This is a genomic window from Candidatus Bathyanammoxibius amoris (assembly GCA_024451685.1).
GTDB classification, from domain to species: Bacteria; Planctomycetota; Brocadiia; order Brocadiales; family Bathyanammoxibiaceae; genus Bathyanammoxibius; species Bathyanammoxibius amoris.
The window spans coordinates 32,612-58,259 of the sequence record JAMXCW010000006.1 but is presented as its reverse complement, the minus strand read 5'-3'; the positions used below and the strand labels follow the sequence as shown (position 1 = coordinate 58,259).

At 52.9% G+C, this 25,648-nt stretch carries 27 protein-coding genes; 13 read left to right on the top strand and 14 right to left on the bottom strand.

Features of this window, described 5'->3' with window-relative positions:
• Window position 1: 1 nt before the first annotated feature.
• Window positions 2–403, bottom strand: coding sequence for a helix-hairpin-helix domain-containing protein (locus tag NOU37_05150; protein MCQ4574615.1), 402 nt, complete (start codon window positions 401–403; stop codon window positions 2–4).
• A gap of 189 nt (window positions 404–592) precedes the next feature.
• On the opposite strand from NOU37_05150, the gene galU reads away from it, so the two are divergent.
• The 5 genes from galU (at window position 593) to NOU37_05125 (ending at window position 6,212) form a co-directional block, all read left to right on the top strand.
• On the top strand, window positions 593–1,456 hold the full coding sequence (gene galU, locus NOU37_05145) for a UTP--glucose-1-phosphate uridylyltransferase GalU (protein MCQ4574614.1): 864 nt from the start codon (window positions 593–595) through the stop codon (window positions 1,454–1,456).
• A gap of 92 nt (window positions 1,457–1,548) precedes the next feature.
• Window positions 1,549–2,976 carry a glucose-6-phosphate isomerase gene (locus NOU37_05140; GenBank protein MCQ4574613.1) on the top strand — a complete coding sequence of 476 codons (1,428 nt, stop codon included), beginning with the start codon at window positions 1,549–1,551 and terminating at the stop codon, window positions 2,974–2,976.
• Between the two features lie 141 nt (window positions 2,977–3,117).
• A complete protein-coding gene (locus tag NOU37_05135; protein ID MCQ4574612.1) occupies window positions 3,118–4,857 on the top strand; it encodes a dynamin family protein in 1,740 nt (579 codons plus the stop codon).
• A gap of 83 nt (window positions 4,858–4,940) precedes the next feature.
• Complete coding sequence (gene ispF, locus NOU37_05130) at window positions 4,941–5,417, top strand: 2-C-methyl-D-erythritol 2,4-cyclodiphosphate synthase (protein MCQ4574611.1); 477 nt, start codon at window positions 4,941–4,943, stop codon at window positions 5,415–5,417.
• A 135-nt stretch (window positions 5,418–5,552) separates the two neighbouring features.
• Window positions 5,553–6,212: a hypothetical protein gene (locus NOU37_05125; GenBank protein ID MCQ4574610.1), complete on the top strand. Its 660-nt coding sequence runs from the start codon at window positions 5,553–5,555 to the stop codon at window positions 6,210–6,212.
• A 442-nt stretch (window positions 6,213–6,654) separates the two neighbouring features.
• Here NOU37_05125 and NOU37_05120 read toward each other — a convergent pair whose 3' ends face one another.
• The 10 genes from NOU37_05120 to NOU37_05075 form a co-directional block, all read right to left on the bottom strand.
• On the bottom strand, window positions 6,655–6,900 hold the full coding sequence (locus NOU37_05120) for a hypothetical protein (protein ID MCQ4574609.1): 246 nt from the start codon (window positions 6,898–6,900) through the stop codon (window positions 6,655–6,657).
• A 62-nt stretch (window positions 6,901–6,962) separates the two neighbouring features.
• Window positions 6,963–7,583: a MutH/Sau3AI family endonuclease gene (locus NOU37_05115; protein MCQ4574608.1), complete on the bottom strand. Its 621-nt coding sequence runs from the start codon at window positions 7,581–7,583 to the stop codon at window positions 6,963–6,965.
• Between the two features lie 34 nt (window positions 7,584–7,617).
• On the bottom strand, window positions 7,618–8,562 hold the full coding sequence (locus NOU37_05110; protein ID MCQ4574607.1) for a site-specific DNA-methyltransferase: 945 nt from the start codon (window positions 8,560–8,562) through the stop codon (window positions 7,618–7,620).
• A 370-nt stretch (window positions 8,563–8,932) separates the two neighbouring features.
• Window positions 8,933–9,106, bottom strand: a complete 174-nt coding sequence (locus tag NOU37_05105; protein MCQ4574606.1) for a hypothetical protein — start codon at window positions 9,104–9,106, stop codon at window positions 8,933–8,935.
• Window positions 9,107–9,320: 214 nt separating this feature from the next.
• Window positions 9,321–10,451, bottom strand: a complete 1,131-nt coding sequence (locus tag NOU37_05100) for a radical SAM protein (GenBank protein ID MCQ4574605.1) — start codon at window positions 10,449–10,451, stop codon at window positions 9,321–9,323.
• A gap of 79 nt (window positions 10,452–10,530) precedes the next feature.
• Window positions 10,531–11,370 (bottom strand): lipoate--protein ligase family protein, encoded by an 840-nt coding sequence (locus NOU37_05095; GenBank protein ID MCQ4574604.1) that lies wholly within the window; start codon window positions 11,368–11,370, stop codon window positions 10,531–10,533.
• The gene (gene ald, locus NOU37_05090; GenBank protein MCQ4574603.1) at window positions 11,357–12,460 is read right to left on the bottom strand and encodes an alanine dehydrogenase; all 1,104 of its coding nucleotides are present in this window, start codon (window positions 12,458–12,460) and stop codon (window positions 11,357–11,359) included. The genes NOU37_05095 and ald overlap by 14 nt, the downstream gene beginning before the upstream one ends.
• 11 nt (window positions 12,461–12,471) lie before the next feature.
• Complete coding sequence (locus tag NOU37_05085; protein MCQ4574602.1) at window positions 12,472–13,659, bottom strand: phosphopentomutase; 1,188 nt, start codon at window positions 13,657–13,659, stop codon at window positions 12,472–12,474.
• On the bottom strand, window positions 13,659–14,324 hold the full coding sequence (gene deoC, locus NOU37_05080) for a deoxyribose-phosphate aldolase (GenBank protein ID MCQ4574601.1): 666 nt from the start codon (window positions 14,322–14,324) through the stop codon (window positions 13,659–13,661). The genes NOU37_05085 and deoC overlap by 1 nt, the downstream gene beginning before the upstream one ends.
• Before the next feature lie 73 nt (window positions 14,325–14,397).
• A complete protein-coding gene (locus NOU37_05075) occupies window positions 14,398–14,634 on the bottom strand; it encodes a YggT family protein (GenBank protein MCQ4574600.1) in 237 nt (78 codons plus the stop codon).
• A 438-nt stretch (window positions 14,635–15,072) separates the two neighbouring features.
• Between NOU37_05075 and ribD the strand changes: the two genes are divergently transcribed.
• The 3 genes from ribD to NOU37_05060 all read left to right on the top strand — a co-directional run bounded on the left by ribD (window position 15,073) and on the right by NOU37_05060 (window position 17,585).
• Window positions 15,073–16,200, top strand: coding sequence for a bifunctional diaminohydroxyphosphoribosylaminopyrimidine deaminase/5-amino-6-(5-phosphoribosylamino)uracil reductase RibD (ribD, locus tag NOU37_05070; GenBank protein MCQ4574599.1), 1,128 nt, complete (start codon window positions 15,073–15,075; stop codon window positions 16,198–16,200).
• A 67-nt stretch (window positions 16,201–16,267) separates the two neighbouring features.
• Window positions 16,268–17,053 (top strand): hypothetical protein, encoded by a 786-nt coding sequence (locus NOU37_05065; protein MCQ4574598.1) that lies wholly within the window; start codon window positions 16,268–16,270, stop codon window positions 17,051–17,053.
• Between the two features lie 67 nt (window positions 17,054–17,120).
• The gene (locus NOU37_05060; protein ID MCQ4574597.1) at window positions 17,121–17,585 is read left to right on the top strand and encodes a hypothetical protein; all 465 of its coding nucleotides are present in this window, start codon (window positions 17,121–17,123) and stop codon (window positions 17,583–17,585) included.
• A 29-nt stretch (window positions 17,586–17,614) separates the two neighbouring features.
• Here NOU37_05060 and NOU37_05055 read toward each other — a convergent pair whose 3' ends face one another.
• The 3 genes from NOU37_05055 to aroB all read right to left on the bottom strand — a co-directional run bounded on the left by NOU37_05055 (window position 17,615) and on the right by aroB (window position 20,536).
• On the bottom strand, window positions 17,615–18,232 hold the full coding sequence (locus NOU37_05055; protein MCQ4574596.1) for a hypothetical protein: 618 nt from the start codon (window positions 18,230–18,232) through the stop codon (window positions 17,615–17,617).
• A 128-nt stretch (window positions 18,233–18,360) separates the two neighbouring features.
• Entirely contained in the window at window positions 18,361–19,464 is a 1,104-nt protein-coding gene (gene dprA / locus NOU37_05050; GenBank protein MCQ4574595.1) for a DNA-processing protein DprA, read from the bottom strand.
• A complete protein-coding gene (gene aroB, locus NOU37_05045; GenBank protein ID MCQ4574594.1) occupies window positions 19,457–20,536 on the bottom strand; it encodes a 3-dehydroquinate synthase in 1,080 nt (359 codons plus the stop codon). The genes dprA and aroB overlap by 8 nt, the downstream gene beginning before the upstream one ends.
• Before the next feature lie 83 nt (window positions 20,537–20,619).
• Between aroB and NOU37_05040 the strand changes: the two genes are divergently transcribed.
• The 5 genes from NOU37_05040 (at window position 20,620) to NOU37_05020 (ending at window position 25,591) form a co-directional block, all read left to right on the top strand.
• Window positions 20,620–21,969: a bifunctional folylpolyglutamate synthase/dihydrofolate synthase gene (locus NOU37_05040; protein MCQ4574593.1), complete on the top strand. Its 1,350-nt coding sequence runs from the start codon at window positions 20,620–20,622 to the stop codon at window positions 21,967–21,969.
• 146 nt (window positions 21,970–22,115) lie between these two features.
• Entirely contained in the window at window positions 22,116–22,424 is a 309-nt protein-coding gene (locus tag NOU37_05035; protein ID MCQ4574592.1) for a DsrE family protein, read from the top strand.
• 65 nt (window positions 22,425–22,489) lie between these two features.
• Complete coding sequence (locus NOU37_05030) at window positions 22,490–22,840, top strand: DsrE family protein (GenBank protein ID MCQ4574591.1); 351 nt, start codon at window positions 22,490–22,492, stop codon at window positions 22,838–22,840.
• A gap of 1 nt (window position 22,841) precedes the next feature.
• Window positions 22,842–23,120 carry a hypothetical protein gene (locus NOU37_05025; GenBank protein MCQ4574590.1) on the top strand — a complete coding sequence of 93 codons (279 nt, stop codon included), beginning with the start codon at window positions 22,842–22,844 and terminating at the stop codon, window positions 23,118–23,120.
• 5 nt (window positions 23,121–23,125) lie between these two features.
• Entirely contained in the window at window positions 23,126–25,591 is a 2,466-nt protein-coding gene (locus NOU37_05020; protein ID MCQ4574589.1) for a 4Fe-4S binding protein, read from the top strand.
• The last annotated feature ends 57 nt before the right edge of the window (window positions 25,592–25,648 follow it).

Sequence of the window (25,648 nt, the reverse complement as noted above, 5' to 3'; positions counted from 1 at the left end):
ACTACTCCGTCCTCTTGCTGTAAACTTTTTTGTTGTCACCGCTTATCTTTACAAAATCCCTGATTGTCTCCAGGACGTTCGGTGATATACTTTTTACGTTCAGGAGTTCGTCCAGGCTCGTAAAGGGGCCGTGTTCCCGGCGGTATTCCACGATGGCCTTTGCCCTCTTTTTTCCTATTTTCGGCAGCGGCAGGAGTTCGTACCACTCCACGGTATTTATGTCAAGCCGCAGCGACAGCTCACCGGGATTCTGCCTCAAGACCTTTATCTCCCCTGAGCCGATGTGGTTGTCCATCACAAATTTGATGGTGATGCCGATTATAAGGGTGGAAAACAGCACGCAGAGCACCGCAAATTCCCTGCGGGAGAGTTCCAGAGGTTCAAGGTTTTTCGGTAACTTCATCTTTAATATTGATTTAAGGACGTGGTGGATTGTCTCAACACTGATTCTATTGACACAAAATCATCCGGTCAAGGAAATTTGTCTCCTGTTTTTCCATTGGAATAATCGTATCAACTAAAGTAAAATTATACGGACTTGTATCTTAAGTGGGGGTTCCCGTTTGTCACATATTAAGGTAAGAGGAGTCTTATGAAGGTCAGGAAGGCCGTAATACCCGTGGCCGGTCTGGGCACGAGGTTCCTGCCCGCCACAAAGGTCTCGCCCAAAGAGATGCTCCCTCTGGTGGACAAGCCTGTGATTCAGTACGTGGTGGAGGAGGCGAAGCTCTCGGGTATAGAGCAGATAATAATGGTTACGGGCCGGAGCAAGAGGCCCATTGAAGACCACTTTGACACCTCCTATGAGCTTGAGAGCCTTCTGGAGAAAAAGGGCGACCACAAGCTCCTCAGGGAGATAAAGGCCATCTCTAACCTTATCTCCTTTTGTTTCGTCCGGCAGAGCGAGGCCTTGGGGCTCGGGCACGCAATACTCTGTGCCAAAGATGTCGTCGGGAACGAACCATTCGCAGTACTTCTGCCCGATATGATAATGGAGTCTGAGACACCCGCGCTTGGGCAGGTCCTTGACATATATTATCGCTTTAAGGGACCTGTGATATCGCTGGAAGAGGTGGCGCCGTCCGAGGTAAGCCACTACGGGATAATCAAACCCGAGACGATTGAGGACGGTGTTTACAAGGTACTTGACATGGTCGAGAAACCGAAGCAGGGGGAGGCGCCCTCGAACCTGTCCATTTCAGGGAGATACGTACTTCCCCCCGAAATATTCGGCCTGATTGAGAAGGCCGCCCCCGGCACGTCGGGTGAGATACAGCTTACAGACGCCCTGAAGAGCCTGGTGGACTTGGGGCCGGTCTACGGCTGCCGTGTAGACGCAAAGTTGTACGACACCGGGAACAAGCTGGGCTTCCTGCAGGCCACGGTCGAACTCGCGCTGAAGAACCCGGAATTCGGCGGAGACTTCCGCAGGTATCTCAAGGAACTAAAATTATAAAGCCGCCTAATGATTTCTCAGCCCCACCTCTTAGGATGATAGGATGATGGGATGAAAACACCCTTGATATTATTAACCTATGTAAGGTTGCCATGAGTAAAGAGACACAAAGCATACGTCTGGACTTTAACGGCATGATGACCGGGTGTGTCGGTGAAGAACACGGTATATCCCGCGCCGAACTTGAGGATGCCGGCGAACGGGCCGCCGGGTGTTTCACTGATTTAGTGAAAGAAAGGTCCGCGGGACGGCTCCCGTTCCTTGACCTGCCATACGACAAAGATACTGCCGCAAAGGTATCCGAAGCGGCGGATGACATCAAGAGGGCTAAGGTTGAGGATTTTGTGGTACTTGGGATAGGGGGGTCGGCCCTCGGCAATATTGCGCTCCATATGGCCCTCAACGACCCCGTCTATAACGAGCTTCGGGATGTGCGGCAGGGACGCCCACGGATACACGTCATAGACACCATCGACCCGGACATATTCGATGCGCTGCTCACGATAATTAATCTTGAAAAGACGGTTTTCAATGTCATCTCCAAGTCCGGGACCACGGTAGAGACGATGGCGCAGTTCCTTATTGTCAGAGATATTTTGAGAAGAAAAGTTAAGGGCGGTTACGGGAAACACTTCATCGCCACTACCGACCCGGAGAGCGGGGTGTTGAGGCGCATCGCCGGGGATGAGGGTTACACCACCCTCGATATACCCGGGGGCGTAGGCGGGCGGTTCTCCGTGCTTAGCCCCGTGGGTCTGTTGTCTGCCGCCGTGAGCGGTATCGACATAGACGCGTTACTGGCTGGCGCGGCCTCCATGGACAAACGCTGCCAGTCCGGTGATATAAGACAAAACCCGGCCCTCATGAACGCTGTACTGCAGTATCTCAGCTACAACAAGGGCAGGCATATCTCCGTTATGATGCCGTATTCGTCAAGACTTGAGGGCCTCTCAGAGTGGTACTGTCAATTGTGGGCCGAGAGTTTAGGGAAGAAACTGTCACTGGACGGGAAGGTCGTCCACTGCGGCCCGACCCCCGTGCGTGCCCTGGGTCCGACAGACCAGCATTCACAGCTCCAACTCTATATGGAGGGGCCACTTAACAAGGTTATAACGTTTCTCGCAACCGGCAGTTTTTCATGTTCGCTCAAAATCCCTTATGATGTGCCGGACGACAGCCTGTCCCATCTTTCAGGCCACTATCTTGACGAACTAATGGATGCGGAAAGGCTTGGCACAGAAGCCGCACTGACTGAGGCCGGGCGGCCAAACTGTACAATATTTTTGCCCGAGATATCGGCCTTTTATATCGGACAACTCCTTTATTTCTTTGAACTTCAGACCGCGCTGGCCGGACGGCTGTTTGGTATAAACCCGTTTGACCAGCCGGGGGTCGAGGCATGCAAGATAAACGCAAACGCCCTCCTGGGTAAGAAGGGTCTTGAGGACAGGAAAAAGGAACTGGAACAGTCTTACGAGAAGTATCAGGATACTGAAACGGGATGTGAAAACGTAATCTAGTTCTCTCTGTATTTTGCCGGCTGAATCTCTGCAAGGGGACGCAGGGAAAAGTTCTTACTTTCCCAAAAAAGTTCTTGACGTAAGATGATATGCTAGTATAATTTGCGCTTAAGGTGGCCTACATAGACTGATACTCAACGTATGTCAAAAGCTATCATCAAGAATAAGGAGCTCAAGAGGACCCTAACTGAGGTCACGGATCTCCTAAAAGACGTTGAGGGTTTTTTCACCCGAATGGGCAATCCCGATTTCGAGAAAAAGATTCGGGATATGGCCAAACAGATGGCCGAGCCCTTTTATATCATTATTGCCGGCGAATATAACGCCGGTAAATCCACCTTCGTAAACGCCCTCCTCGGTAAAAGAATTCTGCGTGTAGGACCCACACCGACTACCCATAACGTGGTCCTTCTCACCCACGGCGACAGCTTTGCACAAGAGCAGTTGCAGGACAATCTCTCACGGGTCACCTACCCGCTGGAGGCATTAAAAGAGATTACCCTGGTTGACACCCCCGGCACGAACTCCATCTTTGTCGAACATGAAGCCATAATAGAGAATTTTATACATCGTGCGGAGCTTGTAATATTTATCACGTCTTCGGACAGACCCCTTACGGAGAGCGAGAGGAAATTTATCCAGCTTCTCAAGGGTAAATGGGGCCGTAAGGTAATCATTGTGCTGAATAAGACGGACCTGAAGACAGAGGAAGAGCTTAACGAGATTATCCCGTTTATCGAAAAGAACTGTTACAAGCTCCTTGGTTTTGACCCCAAAGTTATTGCACTTTCCAGCTTAAGGGCTACTGTGGCCAAGGCCAACCAGGATGAAAAAGTGCTGCAGGAAAGCAATATAAAGGAGATAGAAGAATTCATATTTGAGAAGATGGACTTCGACGTAAAAATGGAGCTGAAGTACCTCAGTCCTCTGCGTTTCCTCACAAGCGTTTTTTCAGAACTTAAGATGGATTTGGAGACGAGGATCGCCCAGTATAACTCAGAGATAGCGGGCATAGAACGCCTGGAGGCGCGGCTGAAGAGTAAGAGGGAGGACATGCAGGAGTTCGTCAAGAAGTACAAGATGGAGATTGAGTCGGCCTTCTCCCGGCTTAAGGAGAGGCTGGAGATGTTCCTTGGCTACCACATGACCACCCGCGCGCTGATGGCCTCGCTCTTTGCCAGGGAGAAGATCGGACAAAAATTCAAGAAAGAGATGACCAGCCTTTCCAACCCCCTGCACGACCTGGACAGGGTAATCGACGACGCCGTTGACTACATAACGAGGAACAACAGGTCACTCTGGGAGATAGCCCTTGACTACAAAAAGACAGAGACGGGCAAGGGCGACGTGGAGGCCCTTGGTGAGCACAGCTTTGAGGACAAGAAAAACGAACTCCAGTTCGTCCTCAAAGAACACTCAAGGGAATACAGGGAGTTTGACCTGGCCAATGAGGCGGACAGGATAAAGGCGGTGTCCCAGGCCGGGCTGGTAAGCTTCCTCGCGATGGAAGGAGTAGCCGTGGCGGGCCTTGCGGGTCTCAGTTTCCTGCTCACGCTCTTCCTGCCCGTGGCTGTAGTGATGATAGGCGCCATCGCACTGGGCGTGGTTGGTTTTACGGTGATACCGCACAAACGGAAGGCGTATCGTAACGAGATATTTAAGCGAATCGATACCCTCTCAGACAGGTGTTCAAACTTCACTATGTCTGAACTGAACAAGGCGATAGACCGGGTCATTGAAGATATTGAAAACACCGTGGCCTGCTTCCGCGACGTACGCTGGTCTGAGAGAGAGATGTGCATGAAACATCTCTCCGAACTGAACGAACTCTCCGACAGGGTGAGGGGTTTAATTGGAAAAAGCTCTGCCGACGTGCGATAGACTCGCTCCTGCATCCCTTTCTTGCCGAAACTCCATATTCCGTTTTCTGTCCACAAATTTTTCTGTTTTGTGACCTTTAAAACATGATGCTTTTTGGGATAGGTTATGACATCCACAGGCTGGTAGAAGGCCGCAGGCTGGTGCTGGGCGGTATAGAGATAGATTACTCCCTTGGCCTGGAAGGCCACTCCGACGCCGACGTGGTTATTCATGCCGTGTGCGACGCCCTGCTGGGGGCCGCCGCGCTGGGGGACATAGGGGAACATTTTCCCGATAACGACCCGAAATGGAAGGACGTCGCAGGCCGGGTGCTGCTGGAGCACGTCGCAGGTATGATAAAGGGAAAGGGGTTAACCGCCAACAACGTGGACGTCGTGATAATCGCCCAGGTACCGAAGCTTGGGACAAAAAAGGCGGAGATGGGGGATACGATGGCCCGGCTCCTGGGTATACCGGCCGACCGGGTGAACGTGAAGGCCACCACCACAGAGGGGCTCGGGGCCATCGGAGAGGGCAGGGCAATCGCCGCCCAGGCCGTTGCGGGCCTCCGCGAGGTTTAGGATTGACAGGGCAGATGTACAGGCATAGTATTATAGGCGTTAAAAGACGTCTGGCCGGGCGCAGGCTGTCCAGGTTCAACGGGCACGACAACGTTCAGGTGGCGGGACACGTAACGGAGACATAAACACTTAGCCATGTTATGGCGGTACGCTAAAAAATTCCGCAAGGCCACGAAAAACACCGAGGGGGATGTGTACGGCGGTCCCGGGGTGGAGGCCTTTGAAAAGGCAAGGCTCGCCGAGGAGTCACCTGAGGGTGAGGAAGACGTAATCTACCAGGACGAAATGGTAGAGGAAGGACTTAAGAGGGCGCCAATACCCGCGGAGGAGGAAGAAGAAGGTAGGGAAAAATACCATTATGAATACGAAGAGGTAGAATCCCCCGGCGGCATATACATCTCCGACAAAAAGATAACGGGCGGCTTCACTAAATTCGGCATATCGCTGCTCTCCCTGGTCCTTCTGCCGTGGATACTCGCCTTCGGTATAAGCATCGTCGCCATCGTGTCCATGATAGTGTTCCCCGTCGCGATGTCGTTATTCCCCATATTTCTCGTATCGCTCTTTGTACTCGTGATTGTCGCCCCCCTGATAATGCCCCTTTTAATAATTTATCTCCTCGTCACCGAGCGCGGCAAGCTGCTGATAAATTCGGAGGGCAAGTTATTCTCCTTCGTCTTTATAACCGAGGAGGAAGAGGAGGAGGCGTTGAGAAGACCGGAAACCCCCGAAGAGACGCCCGCCAGCGAAGAACACCTGTACGAAGAACACCTGCACGAAGAACACCTGCACTAGCCCCCACAGTCATGTCATTATCTTCACCCGTTCCGGCTTTTAGCCTTCGGCGAAGGATTACAAAATCTGCCCCTACCATCATGTTGCAGAGCAAGCTCTGCCACTACAGCTTTTGGGGAATAATAGGAGATTTTCATGGGTGCCGCAGGGCTTTAGCCCTGCGATACACGCATTTTATGTAGCTGCCCCATTTATGGGGCGTTTGTTAGCTCGGCAAATCGAACAGCTACAAAATAACAAGGTGTGTCCAGACGCACCCTGCAACTGGAATAGAGGTAAATTATTTGTCAGGATCGGGAGTTAAAAAGATCTTTTTCAGAAAAGACGTTCGTGCGTAAAAGGCCCATAAATGGGGCAACTATAAATGGCAGTATTGGGGTGTGGCAGGTCATGCCAGAGGGGAGATTTGGGTAGTGTCCTGTTTTCGTCCCCCTTTTTGATGTCACCTTCCCTCTTTAAAATGTTGTGTGTCTCCGGTTTTAAGATTCAACTCAACAATTCCGAGCGCATTGCCAGTATTTGAATCATAGGCAGCTTGGGCTGTGTCAAAAATATCAATTACGATAGTATCTTCACTTTCAAGGGTTATATGGACTGTCCTATCAAGCTTTTCATCCACATAGAATCCATCAAGTTCACCTATTTTAAAGATTCTCTTCACTTGTTCTCTTTTCATTAGTTTTTCCATTATTGGTTTCTCTTTCTAAGACACCCTGTAAAATAATTCCTCCCGAGTTCACACGTGGCTTCTTATTTACCTGAATCGGGAGGGAAAAAGATTTTTTTCAGAAAAGACGTTCGTGCGTAAAAGGCCCTCGATGTGCTTCCATGTCCCGGACCTTTTGTCCGTGGTTGAATAAATACACCCATTTTGCTGGTTAATGCCGAAAAACCTTTATTGATTATTGTATTTCGGACTAAATCATAGTCCGCTTTTACTTGCTTATATATCTCAGGGTCATTTAAATCAAATGTCTTTGCAGCATAAAGTAATGAAAATGTCTCTTCCTTATTCTCCCAAATCCTTCCGGGTAGCAACATCCTTCTCATCTTATTCAATAAATGGCTGTGTTCGAACTGCGTCCTAGCAACATTATAAGGGTCAATCATTGTTACTGCCATTGTCTCTTTAACGGTAAGTGCCCCGCTTTTGAGGTATTTCAGAGAAATAACCTTTAATTCCCAAGAGCCAAAGTTCGGTGATCTGGATGAATTTAAAGGTAGCCCCAGGTGACGCTCTACAACATGGCCCGCCCAGCCTTTATTCTTTTTTCCACACTTGAAGACAGTTACCCTATACTTTTTAGCAAGTTTACGAAGATCCTTACCGATTATAGTAGATATCCTCTTGATAGCTTCTTGCCGTTCCATATAGCATTCGTTATTTATAAGGGTTAACGCTGAACTAGCAAACAGACACTGCCTCTTCAAGCGGGAATAAAGACGGGTTTTCAATTGCCTCTTTTAAACGTTTCTTAGAAAGACACAAATATTCCGCCTCCAAATCAATCCCTACATACTTCCTGTTCAACAAAACCGCGGCAACCCCTGTTGTCGAGCTGCCACAAAAGGGATCTAGTACAAGGTCATCTTTTTTGGTTGAAGCGAGTATTATCCTTTCTAAAAGTCCAACAGGCTTTTGTGTTGGATGCTTACCATGCTTCTTTTCTACCTTTGGGGGCGAAGAAAGTTGCCACACGTTCCGCATTTGTTTACCATTATTAAATTTCTTCATCAGCTTGTAATTAAAATAATGCTTGCTCTTCTTGTCTTTGGCTGCCCATAAAACAACCTCCGTCGAGTGGGTAAAATACCGGCATGAGAGATTCGGGGGGGCATTACGCTTGTACCATATAATGTCGTTAAGAATTTTGAAGCCAAGTTCCTGCATGGCAAAGCCGACCGAGTAGATGATGTGGGTGGTTCCGGAAACCCAAATAGTCCCATCAGTTCTTAAAACACGCTGGCAAGCCTTGAGCCACTCGAGATTGAATAGGTGGTTCTGCTCTACCCCCTTAGATTTGTCCCAGCTACCTTTATTTACAGAAACCATCTTACCTGCATGACAGGTAATACCACCGTTTGAGAGGAAATAAGGAGGATCGGCAAAAATCATGTCTACAGAGTTTTCCCTTGCTTGATTCAGTATTTCTATACAATCACCTTTTAGCAGCCGTATAGAGTGTTCGGGGGCATCGTAATATATAGAGAACGGCTTTTTCCTGCCGTAAGAGGCTGTATCTTCAGAGATGTAAAATTCAAGAGGCTCTTTTGGGAAGTTGTATAATGTCGTTCTTCTGCCCTTAGCGTTAATTTTAACTGCAGGCTTCTTCTTTGTTTTCTTTTTCATCCCAATGCTTAAAAACAGTCAGGAAATTTTGTAGCAAAAGCGTTAAAATAAAGTTCCAGCCAGCTAAATATACCCTAGCTACCCCCTGTCAGCAAGGTTAAAGATCTTGGAATTTGGCCGTGAATTTAAGCCCGTAGGAAGTGGACGTGATGTCCAGGCCAAGGAGGATTAGATGCAATTTATGTGGATAATGACGGAATGGAGGTTTGCTGTTACTTCAAGAAGATGTATGCGCGTGTTTATGTAGTTCCACGATGGCGCAGGGGTCTGCACAGGCTGCAGCCTTCAAACGGACACTTATCCCTGAAGACGACACGGGTTCTTTCTCTTAAGATGCCTGCATGAGAAGAGGAACTTTTGCTTATTGTCTTCAATTGTTCTTCCCATCCGACTTCCAGACCATTATTAGTTCGTGGCCGTATATGGGACTGTCTCTCCAGTACCAGAAGTCAGGTATACCGTACCGCCTGGCGAGACTATTCGCCAGGTCAAGACGTTTTGGCACAGGCAACGAATCCCAATTTAGTATTTTCTTTAGTAACATGGCAAAAACCCCTTCCTCAACGGCATAACCTTCTAACTCTAATAGTGATAGCTGCAATACGTGTGCCGTTTCAGGTTTTTTGTTGATTAAAATGCCGCAGATGCAACACTGTATCTTACTGTAGATAAAGGAATTACGTCAGACTGCAAGACGGATTTGACGGCTGGTGTGGATTATGCAATGGATATGGAACGGATTCTACGATTTATGTAGTTTATTCTACAATAGACGTAGGACGGGGTATCGGTCGTCTTCGGCGGCCGGTTTTTGTGCCCGCTCCAAAAAGCTCGTCCAGTCTTAGTTCTCTCTTTATGCGCCCAAGGTCTTCCGGCGCCGGGTGGAACGGGAAGTCTCTGAAGGACTCACCCGGACGGTAGCTGCCAAAGGGACGGTTGCAGCCGATATCGCCGTCTCTGTCGGGGCATCCACCGGTCACAAAGGGTCTCCCGTCTTTAATAGCTTCTTCCACAATCTCCTTTACAGAGTCTTTAATACGGATGAGTCTGCCCCGCGGGTCAAACTCGACGTCAGGTTGTTCTATAAGATGCCGTTCCACCAGACAGGCCAGCAGTTGCGCGCGGCGGAATCTCTTCAGGGCGGGCCGCTTCCGCCGGGACATCCGGGAATGCGGCTCAGGGTAAAAGCTGAACAGGTGTATCAGCACCCCCATGGCATGCACCTGAAAAAAACACTCGGCCAGTTCCCTGTCCGTCTCCCCGATGCCCACCATGATGTGGCAGCTCACTCGTTTTTTTCCAAAAACCTCTACACCGCCCCTAAGGGTGTCGAGGTAATCGGCCCAGCTGAGCGGGCCGCGGACGCGGGAACCGCGCGTCAGTTCAAACGCCCTCTCCGAGGCGGCGTCAAGCCCGACGCCCAGGTAATCCGCCCCAAGAATTTTTAACTCCCCAAGTTCCCCGAGGCTGAACAGGCCGGGCGTAATTAACACAGAAAGCGGGACGTCCACCGCCGCCGCGCGCACGGCCCCGGCGAGGTTAATGGTGTCTTCAACTGCACGGGGGTGAAAGACGGTTGAGATGCAGATTCGCCGGACCGTATCACGGTATCTTGAGAGCCTGTCCAGTACGTCGCCGGTCCTTAACACGGGCCAGTCTACACGGATGAAGGAATCTTCTCCCCGGGGCCGCGAACGCGCGAGACCGCAGTATGCGCAGTTCGCCCTGCAGTCGTCGGGGTAGTTTAGCAGGAGGTTTACGCAGAAATTCCGGGCATCACGGTAGAACCTGCCGGAGAGAAACCTCAGGGTCAGGGCGGACGCGAGGCTGGTCTTGACGGATTCAGGGTATTGTGTGCTGTGTGTATGGGTCTTGTGTTGGGTGTGCACGTCCACTGTCATTAGGAATCAGAGATTGCTTCGCTTTCGCTCGCAATGACAAGCTTGTGCTGGATGCTCTCGTCCTTTGTCATTGCGAGGGGCGTAACCCCGCGGCAATCTCCAGTTGTTTGCGCGAGTTTTGTGTTGGGTGCTCTTTTCCATGATATATCCAGTCCGTGTTACTATATTTTTTTTGTTCCAGGTTTTTTACCTCTGCCAGTTCTTTTTCGGTTAGCGGCTCCGGTATGAACTCGGCGTGAAGGGTTTTTTCAATGCCTCTTTTAACATAGTCCCTTAGTTCATCGGTGCTGACATGCCTGCCCAGTTCGCTGGAGACGGTGGTTATTGCACCACCTTTCTTGTTACCCGGTTTTTCCCCCGGCTTTTTTAAGAGGTCCAGCATCAGGCCGGTATCCATATCCGCCAGTATGCTTGCGTGGTAGAGCACGGCAGTACCTTCGTCCAGACAGCAGGAGGCAAGCCCGGCTATCTTTTTGTCTCTTATGCAGATGTCATTTTCCGGCCGGAACCATGCCTGAAGGCACATCAGCCCAAACGCGGCGATTATTCCCCTTGTGAAGGGGCTTAACACGGCCTTTGACGCCAGAAGCGGTGACCGGTCTTTCTCTTTCATGGGACCTGCTATGGCTACGCCCAGTTGTCCCTCTCCCATGACGATTGCGCCGCCGCCGGTCGGCCTGCGGTTTATTTCTACGCCCGGTAATTCTCTGCAGCGGGAGAGATTGACCTCTGAGTCAACGTCCTGAAACCTGCCCACCATGACACACGGCCCTTTGTACGTGTAGAGCCTGATTATGTGGGAATAGGGCGACGCGCAGAGTTTTTTGGCAATGTATTCGTCCGCCGCAAGCCCGAAGCCGGCCGGGGAGCCGTCGTCCTCTATGTATCGCCACTTAGAAGGTGTCATGATGTGTTAGACCGAATGCCTCCGCCACGGCCTTGTTGACGATTTTTCCTTTTACGATGTTTAGTCCACATCTTACGGCCGGATTTTCCGACGCCGCCTTTTCGTATCCCTTGTCCGCTATCTCTACCACGTACGGCAGGCTGGCATTGGCCAGCGCGTAGGTAGACGTGCCGCCTACCGCGCCGGGCATGTTGGTCACGCAGTAGTGCAGCACCCCGTCGACCATGAAGGTGGGTTTGGTGTGTGTGGTGGGCCTGCTGGTCTCGATGCAGCCGCCCTGGTCAATGGATACGTCGACTATCAGCGCGCCTTGTTTCATCGTCTTTACCATATCCCTCGTAATAAGCACCGGGGTCCGTGCCCCTTCTATGAGTACGGCGCCGATGAGCAGGTCGGCCTCCCTGAGCCGCTCTCTTATATTCTGGGCGTTTGACATGAGGGTGATGACGTTTTTGGGCATTATATCGTCGAGATACCTCAGCCTGTCCAAATTGATGTCCATAATCGAGACCCTTGCCCCCAGGCCGGCGGCCACCTTCGCCGCATTGGTCCCGACAATGCCGCCGCCTATCACCACCACCTCCGCGGGGGCTACCCCCGGGACCCCGCCCAGGAGGATACCCCTCCCTTCCATCGGTTTCTCCAGATACTTCGCCCCCTGCTGTATGGACATCCGCCCCGCCACCTCGCTCATGGGCGTCAGCAGCGGGTGGCCCCCACGCTCGTCCCTCACGGTCTCATAGGCGATTGCCACAGACCTTGATTTCACAACCGCATCGATGAGTTCTCTTGAGGCCGCGAAGTGAAAGAAGGTGAAGATTATTAAATCCTCCCGGAGAAGGGTATACTCCTCCGGCAGGGGCTCCTTCACCTTGAGCACCATATCCGCGTCAGAGAAGACACGTTCCACGTTCTTGACCAGCTTTGCCCCCACCCTTGAGTATTCCCCGTCGGTGATGCTGCTGCCAAGCCCGGCGCCCTCTTCCACCAGGACCGTATGCCCCAGTTTCACCAGTTCCTCGGCACCCACCGGTATGAGGGCTACCCTGTACTCGTCCGCCTTTGTTTCTTTAGGTACGCCGATAATCATTTTAACCCCGGTTAGTTCTGAAACATGTCCCCGTAAAAGCTCGTTCCGTGGGCGAGGGGCGGCAGTCCAAGGGCCTCCGCCACGGTAGCCCCAAGGTCGGAGAAACTCTGTCTGACCCCAAGGGAACGTACCTTGCCCAGGGACCTGCCGTACACCAGAAGGGGCACGTACTCCCGGGAGTGGTCGGTGCTCGGCGTGGTGGGGTCGCAGCCGTGGTCTGCCGTCATTGAGAGTATATCGTCGTCCCTTAGTGCGTCCAGTATCTCAGGCAGGCGCACGTCAAACTCCTCCAGACACCTCGCATAGCCCTCCGGGTTATTTCTGTGCCCGTACTTCATATCAAAGTCTATCAGGTTGGTAAAGATTATACCCCTGGGATCCCCTTTTTTGATGCAATTTATCGTTTGGTCCACCCCTTCATGATTGTTCCCCGTGTGGAGTTCCCGGGTCAATCCCGTATGGGCAAAAATATCCCCTATCTTGCCTACGCCTGTTACCTCAAGGTTCTTATCTTTTGCCACGTCCAGCAGTGTAGGTCTGGGCGGCGGCACGGAGAAGTCCTTCCGTCTCTCGGTCCTTACGTATCGTCCCTCTGAGACGATGAACGGCCTGGCGATGACACGGCCCACGTTATGCCTGCCGGTCAGGATACCGCGGGCCGTCTTGCACATATCATATAACTCTTCTACCGGTATTACAGCCTCACAGGCGGCTATCTGGAACACGCTGTCGGCGGAGGTGTAAACTATCGGGCGGCCCGTCCTTATATGCTCCTCTCCCAGCTCCTTTATTATCTCCGTGCCCGACGCGGGTTTGTTGCCCAGTACGGGCCTGCCGATAGCCCCGGTAAATTTTTCGATGACTTCTTCCGGAAAACCGTCGGGATATGTGGGAAAGGGTTTTTTGGTAATTATACCGGTCATCTCCCAGTGGCCGGTAGAGGTGTCCTTTGCGCTGGAGTGCTCGGCCATCTTTCCATAAAATGCCCCCGGGGTTGCATCGCCGCGAAGCCCCTCGACGGGTATTATCTTTCCCAGTCCCAGTGCCTCGAGATTGGGCAGCCGCAGACCGCCCACAGCCCGGGCCAGATTACCAAGGGTGTTGCTCCCCTCGTCGCCGAACCATTCAGCGTCGGGCAGCTCCCCGACGCCGAGGCTGTCCAGGACGATTATTACCACCCGGCGGATATCTTTAGACATTATTTCCCGCAGCCCTTTATTATTTCAGGCCCCGTGCTGGTGCCTATCCGTGCGGCGCCGGCCGCTATCATTGCCAGCGCGGTCTCTGCGTCACGTATTCCTCCGGCGGCCTTGACCTGTACTCCCTCAGGGGCATGCCGCCTCAGCAGCCGCACGTCCTCAACCGTCGCGCCTCCGCCGACAAGCCCGGTAGACGTCTTCACGAAGTTCGCACCGGCATCTCCGATAATCTTGCATGCCTCTATCTTCTCTTTATCCGTCAGCAGACAGGTTTCTATAATCACCTTGACCGTGCCGCCGCGGGCCGCCATTACCACCCCTTCTATGTCCCTGCGCACCAGGGAGTAGTCCTTCGACTTCAAGGCGGCAACGTTCATGACCATGTCAATCTCCGCCGCGCCCTGGCTTACTGCCAGCGCGGTCTCCACTATCTTGGCCTCGGTGTAGCCGTATCCGAAAGGAAAGCCTGCAACGGCACCGACCTTTACGGATGAACCTTTCAGGCACTCTACCGCCAGGGAGACGTACACGGGTGGGATTGAGACCGCACAGAAGCCGTATTCCCCGGCCTCACTGCAGAGATTTATTATTTGGTCTCTCCCGGCATCAGGTCTTATCTGTGTGTGGTCTATCATCTTCGCCAGCTTTTCACGGGAGAGTTTCATTAAAACCGTCCTTTCTGCGGCAGAAGAGAGGTCATACGAGGAGAATCATGAGACCATAGAGGTAAAAAATTTATTAGCTGAAAATACGTTTGACAAACTCAAGCCCGATGAAGAGGGCAATGGGAGACGCGTCTATCCCGGCCACGGGCGGGATGACCTTTCTAATGGGCTCCAGCGCGGGCTCGGTCACCTTAAACAGAAGCCCTGCTGCCGGATGCTCACGGTCGTGCGGTATCCACGTCAGGACGATCCGCACAAATAATATCAATTCATAAAGGCCAATCAAACCAGCTATTGGAGAGCTATGCATCGAAAGACCCTTTCAGGCTGACCAGTGGAATAGTAACCAGGCAAAAATTCTACCACAGCCAGCCCAGCTTTTGCAAACGAATAAAGGTAGATTATGTTCGTGAACTTCATTAAGATGCCCGGTAACATATCCGTATAAAGGCGACCATCGGCGGGAGAGGGGTTACTTCACCGGTTATCAGGGATGCGCCTTCAGGGGCGGTCCGTGCAACGAAGAATATACGCAGGTCTTGATAACCTTGTGGGATTCTGATAAAAGGAAATATACGTGGCGACAGCACAAATAACGGCGGTTGTTTTAGATCTGCTCACCGGGGGATGTCACTGTGTCCGATGTCCTGAAGGGGGGGGGCTATATGTCACCGCGGCGGGGCTTTGTGACGACAAAAACGGACAAAAGGTGTTGCCAGATACATTTTTTCTTTAGAGAGTTGATTGGATGAAACATACTACGAAAGACGACGGGCGCTTTATGCAGGTGGCTCTGGAGCTTGCAGAGAAAGGAATTGGCAGGGTAGAGCCTAACCCCATGGTCGGTGCCGTGATGGTTAAGGACGGCAAGGTTGTTGGTCAGGGCCATCATGAATACTTTGGCGGTCCGCATGCAGAGGTGTGTGTGCTGGAAGAGGCCGGTTCCTCTTCGCGGGGCGCCACACTTTACGTCACCCTTGAGCCCTGCGCACACCATGGGAAAACGTCCCCCTGTGTCGAAAGACTCATAGAGGCAGGTATAAAGAGAGTGGTGATGGCGACAATGGACCCAAACCCTGAAACGAAGAGCAAGGGCGCGGACAAGTTGAGGCAGGCGGGCATAGAGGTAGTGACAGGCGTGATGGCAGAGGAGGCCGGGAAGTTAAACGCGCCATTTTTTAAGCTGATGACGGTGGGACTGCCGTACGTCACTGCCAAATGGGCCATGAGCCTGGATGGGAAGACGGCTACCCACACGGGAGACTCTCAGTGGATATCCTCTCAAGAATCGAGGGAATACGCCCATAAGATCCGTTCCCAGGTAGATATGATGGTGGTAGGCATAGGCACGGTGTTAAGGGACGACCCGCTGTTGACGTGCCGCCATCATGAGGGGGGAAGGAATCCCAAGCGGCTGGTGATGGACACACGTGCCCGTCTCCCACTGGACTCTCAACTGGTACGCACCATATCGGAGTCCGAGGTAGTGGTGGCTGCGACCCACCACGCGCCTGCTGAACGCCTGGACAAGCTGAGCAAGGCGGGCTGCAGGTTAATGATAGTTGAAGGCAGGGGAAGCAAGGTAGACCCGGTGGAATTGATGATGTTGCTGGGCAAGGAAAAGATTACCAATATACTCGTCGAAGGCGGGGGCATTCTAATGGCCTCCTTCTTTGAAGAGGGACTGGTGGACAAGGTGATGGCCTTTATTTCACCAAAAATAATCGGTGGTGGCGAGGCGAGCATGCCTGTACTGGGGATTGGGGCGGATAAGGTTGAGGATGCCCTGGCGTTGAAAGACGTCAGCACCAGGGTGTTTGGAGAGGACGTCCTGATAGAAGGCATTGTGCCGCATACCCACAAGCAGGAGCCTTAAGAATATTGAATCCGAAGCATTTCCTTTGCTTTCTTGCTTCTTACCGGGATAGTGACTAAGGGGCTATATGATGCCTGAGTTAAAGGGCCGGACAGGACGTGTCCTGTGTTACGTTTTCTCGCTGTACATCATGCTGTCAACGGCGGGTTGCGTAGATGAGCAGTGGGTTAAGGGATATGTGCGACAAGAGCTGGGGCCGTTGAAAACAGACAGTTACAAGCTGCTCGAGGACGACCTTGCGGGGATCAAGGAAGAGTTGAAATCTCTGCGGAAAGAGGTGGAGGAAATGGGCGCCGGGCTTAAGACGCACGAATCCCTGGAGCTGGCCCTTGAAGAAAATAAAGAGGAGTTGCTGTGGCTCAGTGAGAACGCCGATGTGATGGAGACCAGACTTTCCGCCCTGGAACATACCGCGGAAACCCCGGGACAGGGTCCGGCGGTAACTGAAACCGTGCCGGAAGCCGCACAGGAACCGTCACCAGAACCAGAATCAGCACAGGAAGAGGCCCGCCCGCCAGAGATTGACGTACCGGAATCACAGCCTCTGGAGGGCCTAGCTGCTCTGGCCGAGGAGCTGAAAAAGCTTCACAAGAAAACAAGTGACGTCTCATGGCGCATCGAGCACATAGACACGCAGTATCAGCAATACCACAAGGAAGTCGGAGAACTGCGGGTAGACTTAATGAACGATATAGATACACTGAATAAAGGGATGTTGGCGCTGGACGTCAAAATGTCTGCATTAATGAACACACAAAAGGTACTATTTGAACAGATAGCGGAACAGTCTCAGTGGGACGTTGAGTCTCTGGAGCAAAAACTGCGTGGACTGATTAAAGGTTTGCCTGAGTGATGAACCCGAATGTGCGGGTGTATTACATGGTTTCAAGCACGGACTTTCTAACCAACGGAGATAGAAAATGAGAAAAAGGTCTTTCTTAACGGGGCTCTTGTGCGTTTTTCTATTAACGGGTTGTGGCGCCAACCAGCAGTGGGTTAAGGAGTACGTGGAACAAGAGATAACCTCGGCGAAGATGGATACCCGGGAGAGGCTGCAGCCTCTGGAACAGGCCGTTGATAATACCAATATGCAAATCAAAAAAGTGGATGGAGCTATCAACAGTCTCGACGTCAGACTGAACCAGTTTACCGAAAAGCTAGTACGGTTTACAGAAAGCCTTGAAGAGGTAAACAGGAGCTACAGGCAGGGGCTTGCAGACGTTGAAAAGGCCATGCAGGCAGACACCAAAAAGGTAACACAAAAGATGCAGGTTTTGGACAAAAAACTCCAAAAACTGGGTAAAGGGCTGATTACATTCCAGAAGAGTATGGAGATGCTGGAGAGAAAACTTGAGGAATCCAAAAAAGCGGGGCTCCTCCAATAAGACGGCAGCCCTGTTTTATATCGTAAGAACTAACTGCTGACAGGGATGGGTTTGTTCTTTCTTATGTAATTTTTTCCCACCCTCAGGAGGGCACATTCAAGACGGACAAAGTCTTTTGTATGTCTGTCGGGTGTCTTCAGGTTTATCTTAAGCTTTTCCGCCGCCAGTTCCGCGTAGGGGCTGATCGCCGGGTTGGCCTTGGTCCAGACATGGCGCATCTCTCTGAGGAAAAAGCTTGCTGTAGCGGGTTCTATGCCCCGGAACTCTAAGAGTCGTTTCTCCAGGTCCTTTGATTCCAGGGCCTTTTTATGAAGTGCCGTCAGGGAGCCATACTCTGATAGCAGCTTTTCGGATATCTTAATAAGGTTGTCCGCCGCATTGAAATCATATCTCACGTAGCCCCCGGTATCCAGCAGGATAACAAGTTTGCGCCAGCCAGTATCCAGGATTGCTTTTGGTGTGAGTATGTTTTCCTTCTCAAAACCCCTGTATGTATTGATAACGACGTTTTCTTCAATGCGCTTGCCGTAGAGGATGCTGGCCAGAAACCACTTGAAGACCTCCTCTTCCTTACCGCTGTCAAGGTCTATACCCAACCCCTCTGAGCGTAGCTGGCCGAATCTGTCGATTAAGTCCGAAATATCCATTTTGAATTATGGGTGAGCAAAGGACGAATTGTAGACAGCAATATGTTTGATGTCAAGGGGCTAAAAATTAAAAAAATTACCCCTCAATCGAAGGCTATCTCCGAAAGGCTTTGATAATGTCATAAGCTCTACATCTTGACAAACCTCTTGCCGGAGAGCTGTTTTACGAACTTTCGTATCTCCAGGATCATGAGCGTGCTGGCCACGTTTGAAGCGGGCAGCCTGGACTCTCCGGTTATCTCATCAATGGTCTTGGGCTGGCTGCCCAGCAGGAGAAAGACCTTTTTCTCCTGAGAGTTCAGCGCCAGGCTTCTGGGGTCTTCAACCTCCTCCTTTACACCCGGCCCCAGGGTCTCCGCCAGCGGGCCCAGTTCCTCGATTATATCGTTTACGTCTTCAACAAGTTTGGCACCGTCTTTTAAGAGCCTGTGCGTGCCGCGGCTGTAGGGGTTGTCAACCTGGCCCGGCACGGCGAATACCTCCTTACCCTGTTCGAGCGCCCAGCGTGCGGTTATCAGCGCGCCGCTCCGCTGGCTCGCCTCCACCACTACCACACCCAGTGAAAACCCGCTTATCAGGCGGTTTCGCGGGGGAAAGTTCTTCTGGGTGGGAGGGGTGAGCATCGGCAGCTCTGAGACAACCGCGCCCTGGCAGCTTATACGCTCGGAGAGCTCTCTGTTTTCCCTGGGATACACCCTTCCCAGACCGCAGCCCATTACGGCGATGGTTCTGGCGCCTACCTCCAGCGCCCCCAGGTGTGCGGCCGTATCCGTCCCCCTGGCAAGGCCGCTTATGATAGTAAAACCCGATTGGCCAAGGAGCCTTGCGAGCCTCCTGGACTGAGATTGCCCGTAGTGGGTGCACCTTCTTGAGCCCACAATAGCCATAGACAGGACGTCGTTCGGGTCTATTTCTCCTTTTACGTACAAGACAAGAGGGGGGTCGTAGATGGTCTTTAGATTTCGAGGATAGTGCTCGTGGGTGAACGGGATGATGTTGACACCGTGTTCCTGCGTAAGGGCCAGCTCATGGTCTACGTCTGCGCTGTCCCTGGAACGCGCAAACTCGTCCGCCAGCTTCGTACCTATCCCGCGTGTATCCTGCAGGTCTTTTCTGTCCGCGCTGAGGATGGCTGAGGCGGAGCCGAATCGCTCCAGCAGCACGCGGTAGGTTGTGGTGCCTATACCCCTTGTAAGGCTCAGGCGCAGGAGCGCCTTCGATTCCTCATCCACCGGCCAGGACCTCCCTCACGACATCTATATCCACCTCTTTCAGGACGACCTTGCCGATTTTTACGGGCAGCACAAAATTGAGCCTCCCACCCACGGTCTTCTTGTCGCGATAAAGGAAATCGAATAACGGCTCCGCATCCTCTCTGTAATAAGTAGGTGCGCCGGCCCTTTGTAAGAGTTGTCTCTGCCTCTCAAGGACCTTTTCATCGGCCATGCCCAGCCGCACGGCTATACCCGTTGCCAGTATCATGCCTATCGCCACTCCTTCACCGTGGCGTGGTCCCTTGTACTTGCCGACGGCCTCAATCGCGTGACCCAGGGTATGACCGTAGTTGAGAATCGACCTGAGCCCGGTCTCCTCCCGCTCGTCTCTCTCAACCACCCACGCCTTAATGCGGCAACAGTTCTCAATCACTTTTTCCAGGATGTCAGGCTCGAGATGAAGCGCCCCGGGGAGGTTTTTGTCCAGGTAATCGAAGAACGATGCGTCGCGTATCACGCCGTATTTAATGACCTCCACAAGGCCCTGGGCAATCTCCTCTCTGGGAAGGGTCTTCAGGGTGAGGGGGTCTATGTAAACGGCCTTCGGCTGATAGAAACACCCGATAAGGTTCTTCCCCCTGGCGTGGTTTACGGCCACCTTGCCGCCGATACTGCTGTCAATCTGGGCCACAAGTGTAGTCGGCACCTGGACGTATGGGATTCCCCTCATATATGTTGCGGCGACGTAACCTGCCAGGTCTCCCACTACTCCACCGCCCAGCGCAATTATCAACCCCTTGCGGTCCACCCCCTGCTCGAAGAGCCTGTTGTACAGGTCCTCCGCCATTGACAATGACTTCTGTTCCTCCCCCGGGTCAATTGATACTACCGTAGCATCCAGCTTGTAATCATGCAGGGCCTTTGTTACAATGTCTCCATAAGACCGCTCCACGTTCTTGTCAGTTATGATAATGACTTTAGTTATGCCGGGAAACCCGCTGATAAGGCTTCCGAGTTTGCCCGATAATATCCCGGCGGAGATATGGACCTTATAACTCCTTGAGCCTAGACTCACCCTTGCTGTTTTCATATCATTTCCTTCTGGTTAGCTGCGCTCTATTTACGGGCTTGAAGCATATAATTTTGAGACCATTATGTCAAGGTGGCGTTTAGATGCGATTTGGTTCCTACGAGGAGGCCGTTGAATTCCTCTTCCAGGCGATAGATTACGAGAAGCGGACCGACTATAAGTACGATACGCCGGGTTTCAACCTGGACCGTGTCGAGCGGCTTTTGTCTCAGGCAGGCAGCCCCCACAGAATGCTCCGGGCGGTTCACGTGGCCGGCACCAAGGGCAAGGGTTCCACCGCGGCCATGATTGCACGCCTCCTTAACGAGGCGGATATCAAGCCGGTAGGGCTGTTTACCTCACCGCACCTGGTACACCTTGAGGAGAGGATAAAGGTGGACGATACGTTGATAACAAGAGACGACGTCCGCAGGCTCCTCGGGGAATTGAGGCCCTATATAGAGAAAGAACGGCGGAAAGACCCGCTCCTCGCCCCGACATACTTCGAGACGGTTACCGTGCTGGCGCTCATGCATTTTCGAGACACGGGGGTTGGCTGGGCGGTGCTTGAGGCGGGTATGGGAGGCCGGCTTGACGCGACAAACGTGATAAGACCTCGCGTATCCGTCATTACGGGGATTAGTTTTGACCACATGGACATGTTGGGCGAGACCCTGGAGCAGATAGCAGGTGAGAAGGCGGGCATAATCAAAGAAGGTGTGCCGGTCATCTCCTCTCCCCAGCCGCCTGAGGCCCTTGGGGCTATTGAAAAAATATGTGATGAAAAGGGCGTTCAACTCTATCTTGTAGGTAGAGACATAGAGATTCTTGGCCGGAAAGGTCTCGCGCTCGACGGTCTCGTGTGTGACATAAAGACGTGGCAAAGTACTTATCATAATCTACGGCTCCCGCTCCTGGGTGAGCATCAGGCGAAGAATCTTGCCGCTGCCATAGGCGCGGTAGAGGTGTTGGCCGGCAGCGGCGGCCTTTCGTGGGATGAGACGGTGGCGGCAAAGGCCCTGGAAGGCCTCCAGTGCGCGGCCCGGATAGAGGTGGTCTCCAGGCGGCCCCTTGTAGTCCTGGACTCCGCCCATAACGTCTCTTCGATGCGGGCCCTGGCGGACACCCTGAGGAAGTCTATGAGCTTTGACAGACTGGTGCTGGTACTGGGCCTGTCAATGGATAAGGACATGGAGGGGATATTTGCAGAGGTGGCACCCATGGCGCACAGGGTGGTTCTGACGGCCCCGGACTTCCCGAGGTCTGCGCCGCCGGGACTCCTGGCGGAAAGGATTATGCCGCATCTTCGCCCCGGCGCGGAGGCCCTGGTGGCTGATGACCCGTGTGATGCGCTGAGACTGGCAAAAAAACTTGCCCGACCCGAGGACTGTATATGCATCACAGGTTCCTTTTACCTTGCGGGCAGGATGAAGGAACTGCTTGAGGGTGAGTAGGACGTTGCGGCGGGGGATGACGCGGCAGACCGCCCCCGCAATTAAGATACTGCCCTATTTACGGAAGATATTTTGACTACGTTTGGGTTCGGTGTTATTATAGAGAGCAATGCGAAGACGGCGATAACCCGTATTGAGAGAACGACATGAATAAAAAGTTGGGCATTCTTCTAACCACCAGCCCGGAGAGTGAGAACACCCATACGGTGGTACGGCTGGCAGAGGCGGCCCTGAAGGCGGGGATTGCGGTGGAGATGTTCCTTATGTGCGACGGAGTGTACCACCTGGAGGACTCCCGGCTGGCCGAACTCTCGGCAAGGGGGGTAAGGGTGGTGGTATGCGCCCATAACGCCGTGGAGCGCAAGGTGGAGAGGAAGGACTTTGTGCATTGGGGCAGCCAGTACGACCTGGCTTCCCTGGTAAAAGACTCTGACCGCTTTCTATCCTTTAACTAGTTTCAGGAGCAATCCGGCAGCCCCCCCCACTCGATACACAATTGTTCTTTAGACGGCAAAATCTTATGGCAGACGTGGTCGTTATAATACATAGGCCCCCGTTCAACACGCTCAGAAATTCGGAGGGGCTTCGCATGTCGGTGGGCCTTACCCTGGAGGAAGACAATAAGGTAACGGTCTTGTTCATGGGCGACGGCGTGCACCTGCTCCGCAGGACAGACCCCGGGCTGATAGAGTCGGGAATAATATATAAACATCTGGACGCCCTGCGGCTCCTCGGGCACAGGGTGGTGGCGGAGAAGGAATCTCTTGAGAAAAGGGGTATCAACGAATTAGGTGCAGAGGCTGAGATATTACCCGGTGAACGGGTAATAGAAATGCTTGCGAACGCGGACAGGGTAATACCCTGGCAATAACATGAAGACGCTCCACGTAATCAAAGAAAAGGACCACGCGCTTGCCATCTCGACGGCCGTTGACCAGGCCGGCAAAAACTCCGCGGCAGGGGACGGTCATCTGGCCGTGTTACTCATACATGACGCGGTGTTGACCGCGGAAGACCGCCTTAAAGGGCTGAAGACTATGGTGTTAAAGGACGACGCCGCGGCCCGGGCCGTAGAGTTGCCGTATCCTTCGATTGATTATGATGAGATGATTAAGCTCATCTTTGACTCCGATAAGGTGATATGCTGGTAGGACAAATGTCACAGGAAAAAAAGAAACCTTTCCGGGCGTATAAACTGCGGAAGTGGTCACAGGCCCTCAGTCTCGCGGTGTTTCTAATACTCTTAATATATCTGGACCCGCTGACCTCTGCCGATTTTTCCGACGGGAATATATTCCTGCGCCTCAGTCCCCTCTCCGGCCTGGGGGTGAGCGTAGCCGCCGGGGAGCTCGTAACCCAGTACTGGCCCGCGCTGGTACTTATTGCCATGACCCTGGTTATGGGGCGGTTCTTCTGCGGGTGGGTCTGCCCGTTCGGCACCACGATAGACCTCACGGACAAGATTTTTAAGGGGTCGCGGACTGATGAGCCTAAGGCTGGGTGGACGCCCTATAACGGCAAGCGGCTTAAATATTATCTGCTGGCCTTCCTCCTGCTCAGCCTCTTTCTGAGCAGGCAGATAGTGGGATGGTTTGACCCGCTGAGCCTGGCGACGAACGTCTATTCCGTCCTGGTCCATCCATACGTTGTGGCGCTTTCCTCGGGTATCTTCGATTTTATGTATGGACTGCCTGTCGTGGGCGCATTGGCCGCGCCCGCGCACGAGCTTTCAGATAAAATGCTTTTTGTGGAACGCGAACCCTTCTTCCGCAACCATTCGGCCTTCCTGGTCATTTTCCTGGCCATTGTTTCTTTCGGGCTGGTCTTCAGACGGTACTGGTGCAGGAACCTCTGTCCGATGGGTGCGTTGCTGGCGCTGGCGTCTGTGGGGGCCCACTGGCAGAGGAGGGTGCGGGAGGACTGTGAGGTATGCGGTCTGTGTGAAAAGGGATGCAGGATGGGGTGTATAACAGAGGAAGGAAGGGCCACTCAGGCGGGGGAATGCATACTCTGCATGGACTGTCAGGAGGTATGCCCCAGCGATGCAATACGATTCAGGGGCGGTGGTGTCCCCCAGCTCCGTGAGGTGGACCTCTCAAAGAGGGGTCTGGTTACAGCCTGTTTTGCCGGTATTGCCGCCGTACCGATGCTGGGGTTCAATTTCCCCTGGAGGTCCGGCAAGGGACACGGGGTCATCCGCCCGCCCGGCTCTGTGGGTGAGGAGGAATTTCTGGCAAGGTGTGTCAGTTGCGGGGAGTGCATGAAGGTGTGCAAGACGAACGGACTGCATCCCACGCTGATGGAGGCCGGTCTGGAGGCGGCGTGGACGCCCAGGCTGATACCCAGGATAGGGCACTGTGAGTATACCTGTACCCTGTGCAGCCACGTGTGTCCCTCGGGCGCCATAGAACCGCTGGAGCTGCCGGAGAAGCAGAAGACGGCCATAGGCAAGGCGCGTATAGACTGGAGTCGCTGCATACCCTGGGTGGGTTATGCGGGACTGCCCGCCCTCAAGAAGGACTGGCACGACGTTAACTGCGGCGTGTGTGAAGAGGTATGTCCGGTACCCTCCAAGGCGATTCATTTTAATACGTACACTGACGGGGAGGGCCGTGAGATAATGCGGCCGTTCGTGAGGGAAGAGGTTTGCAACGGGTGTGGTTTCTGCGAGTATGCCTGTCCCGTTGTGGGCAAGGCGGCCATCGTTGTTGAAGGTATGCAGCCGCAGTTAGCCGTAAGATTTGAGATGCCGGTTGCCTCGGCGGCGGAGGGTTTATTTCCGCGGGTGATAGGTGGATGGAAGATGCTTTCAGAGGCCAGTGTGTATGCAGGGGAAGACGGCCTTTATGAGTATATAGACGGCGCGGCCGAGCCCTACCGCACGTATTCTTACCGGGAGGTGAGTGTGACACGTTATGGAGACCCGGAGGGCAGGGAGGTGCTGGTTGAGTTGTGGACGTTTGGCTCAAGCGATGACGCGTTCGGGGCGTATAGCTACGACAGGTCGGGAGAGAGGTACTACCTTGGGGACGAGGGTACTGTGTTCGAGAATTACGTCTGGGTGTGGAAGGGCAGGCACTATATCCGTCTTGAACCCGGCTCAAGCGACGTGGATCTGGAGCAGGTGGTTCATATTGCCGTGGCGATCCTTGAGAGGTTGCCCCACGGCGAGTCCGCACGGCCTGCGCTTTTGGACTATTTACCGGGTGAGGGGTTGCTTCAGGGGCGAACTAAGTTCTTTCACAGCAGTATAATTCTTGACAACATCTATATAAGTGACGAGGTTATAGAAGAGAACGTCTTTGGCCTGGACGGCGAGACCGATGCTGTAGTTGCGGAATATGAGTCCGGGAAGGACCTGCCCACGATGAAGCTCATGGTTGCAGAGTACCCCAACACGGAGAGTGCTCGCCAGGCGTGGAAGAACTTCGTTAAACTGAGAAGTTCCTGGGGTGAAAGCCCCTTGCTCGAGGGCAAGCTTCAGTGCTTTGAGGACAAAAACGGGCGTTACTCCACTGCGTACCACACGGGCCGTTTTCTTGTCGCGACGTTTTTGGCACCGGAGAGGCGGCGGGCGGAAGATTCCACGAGGGCTGTGGTCGCTGAGATCGCATCTCGATAATATTTTTCTATTGCAAAAGAGGGGCATAACCCGTAAAATCCCATACTTTTAGTGAAG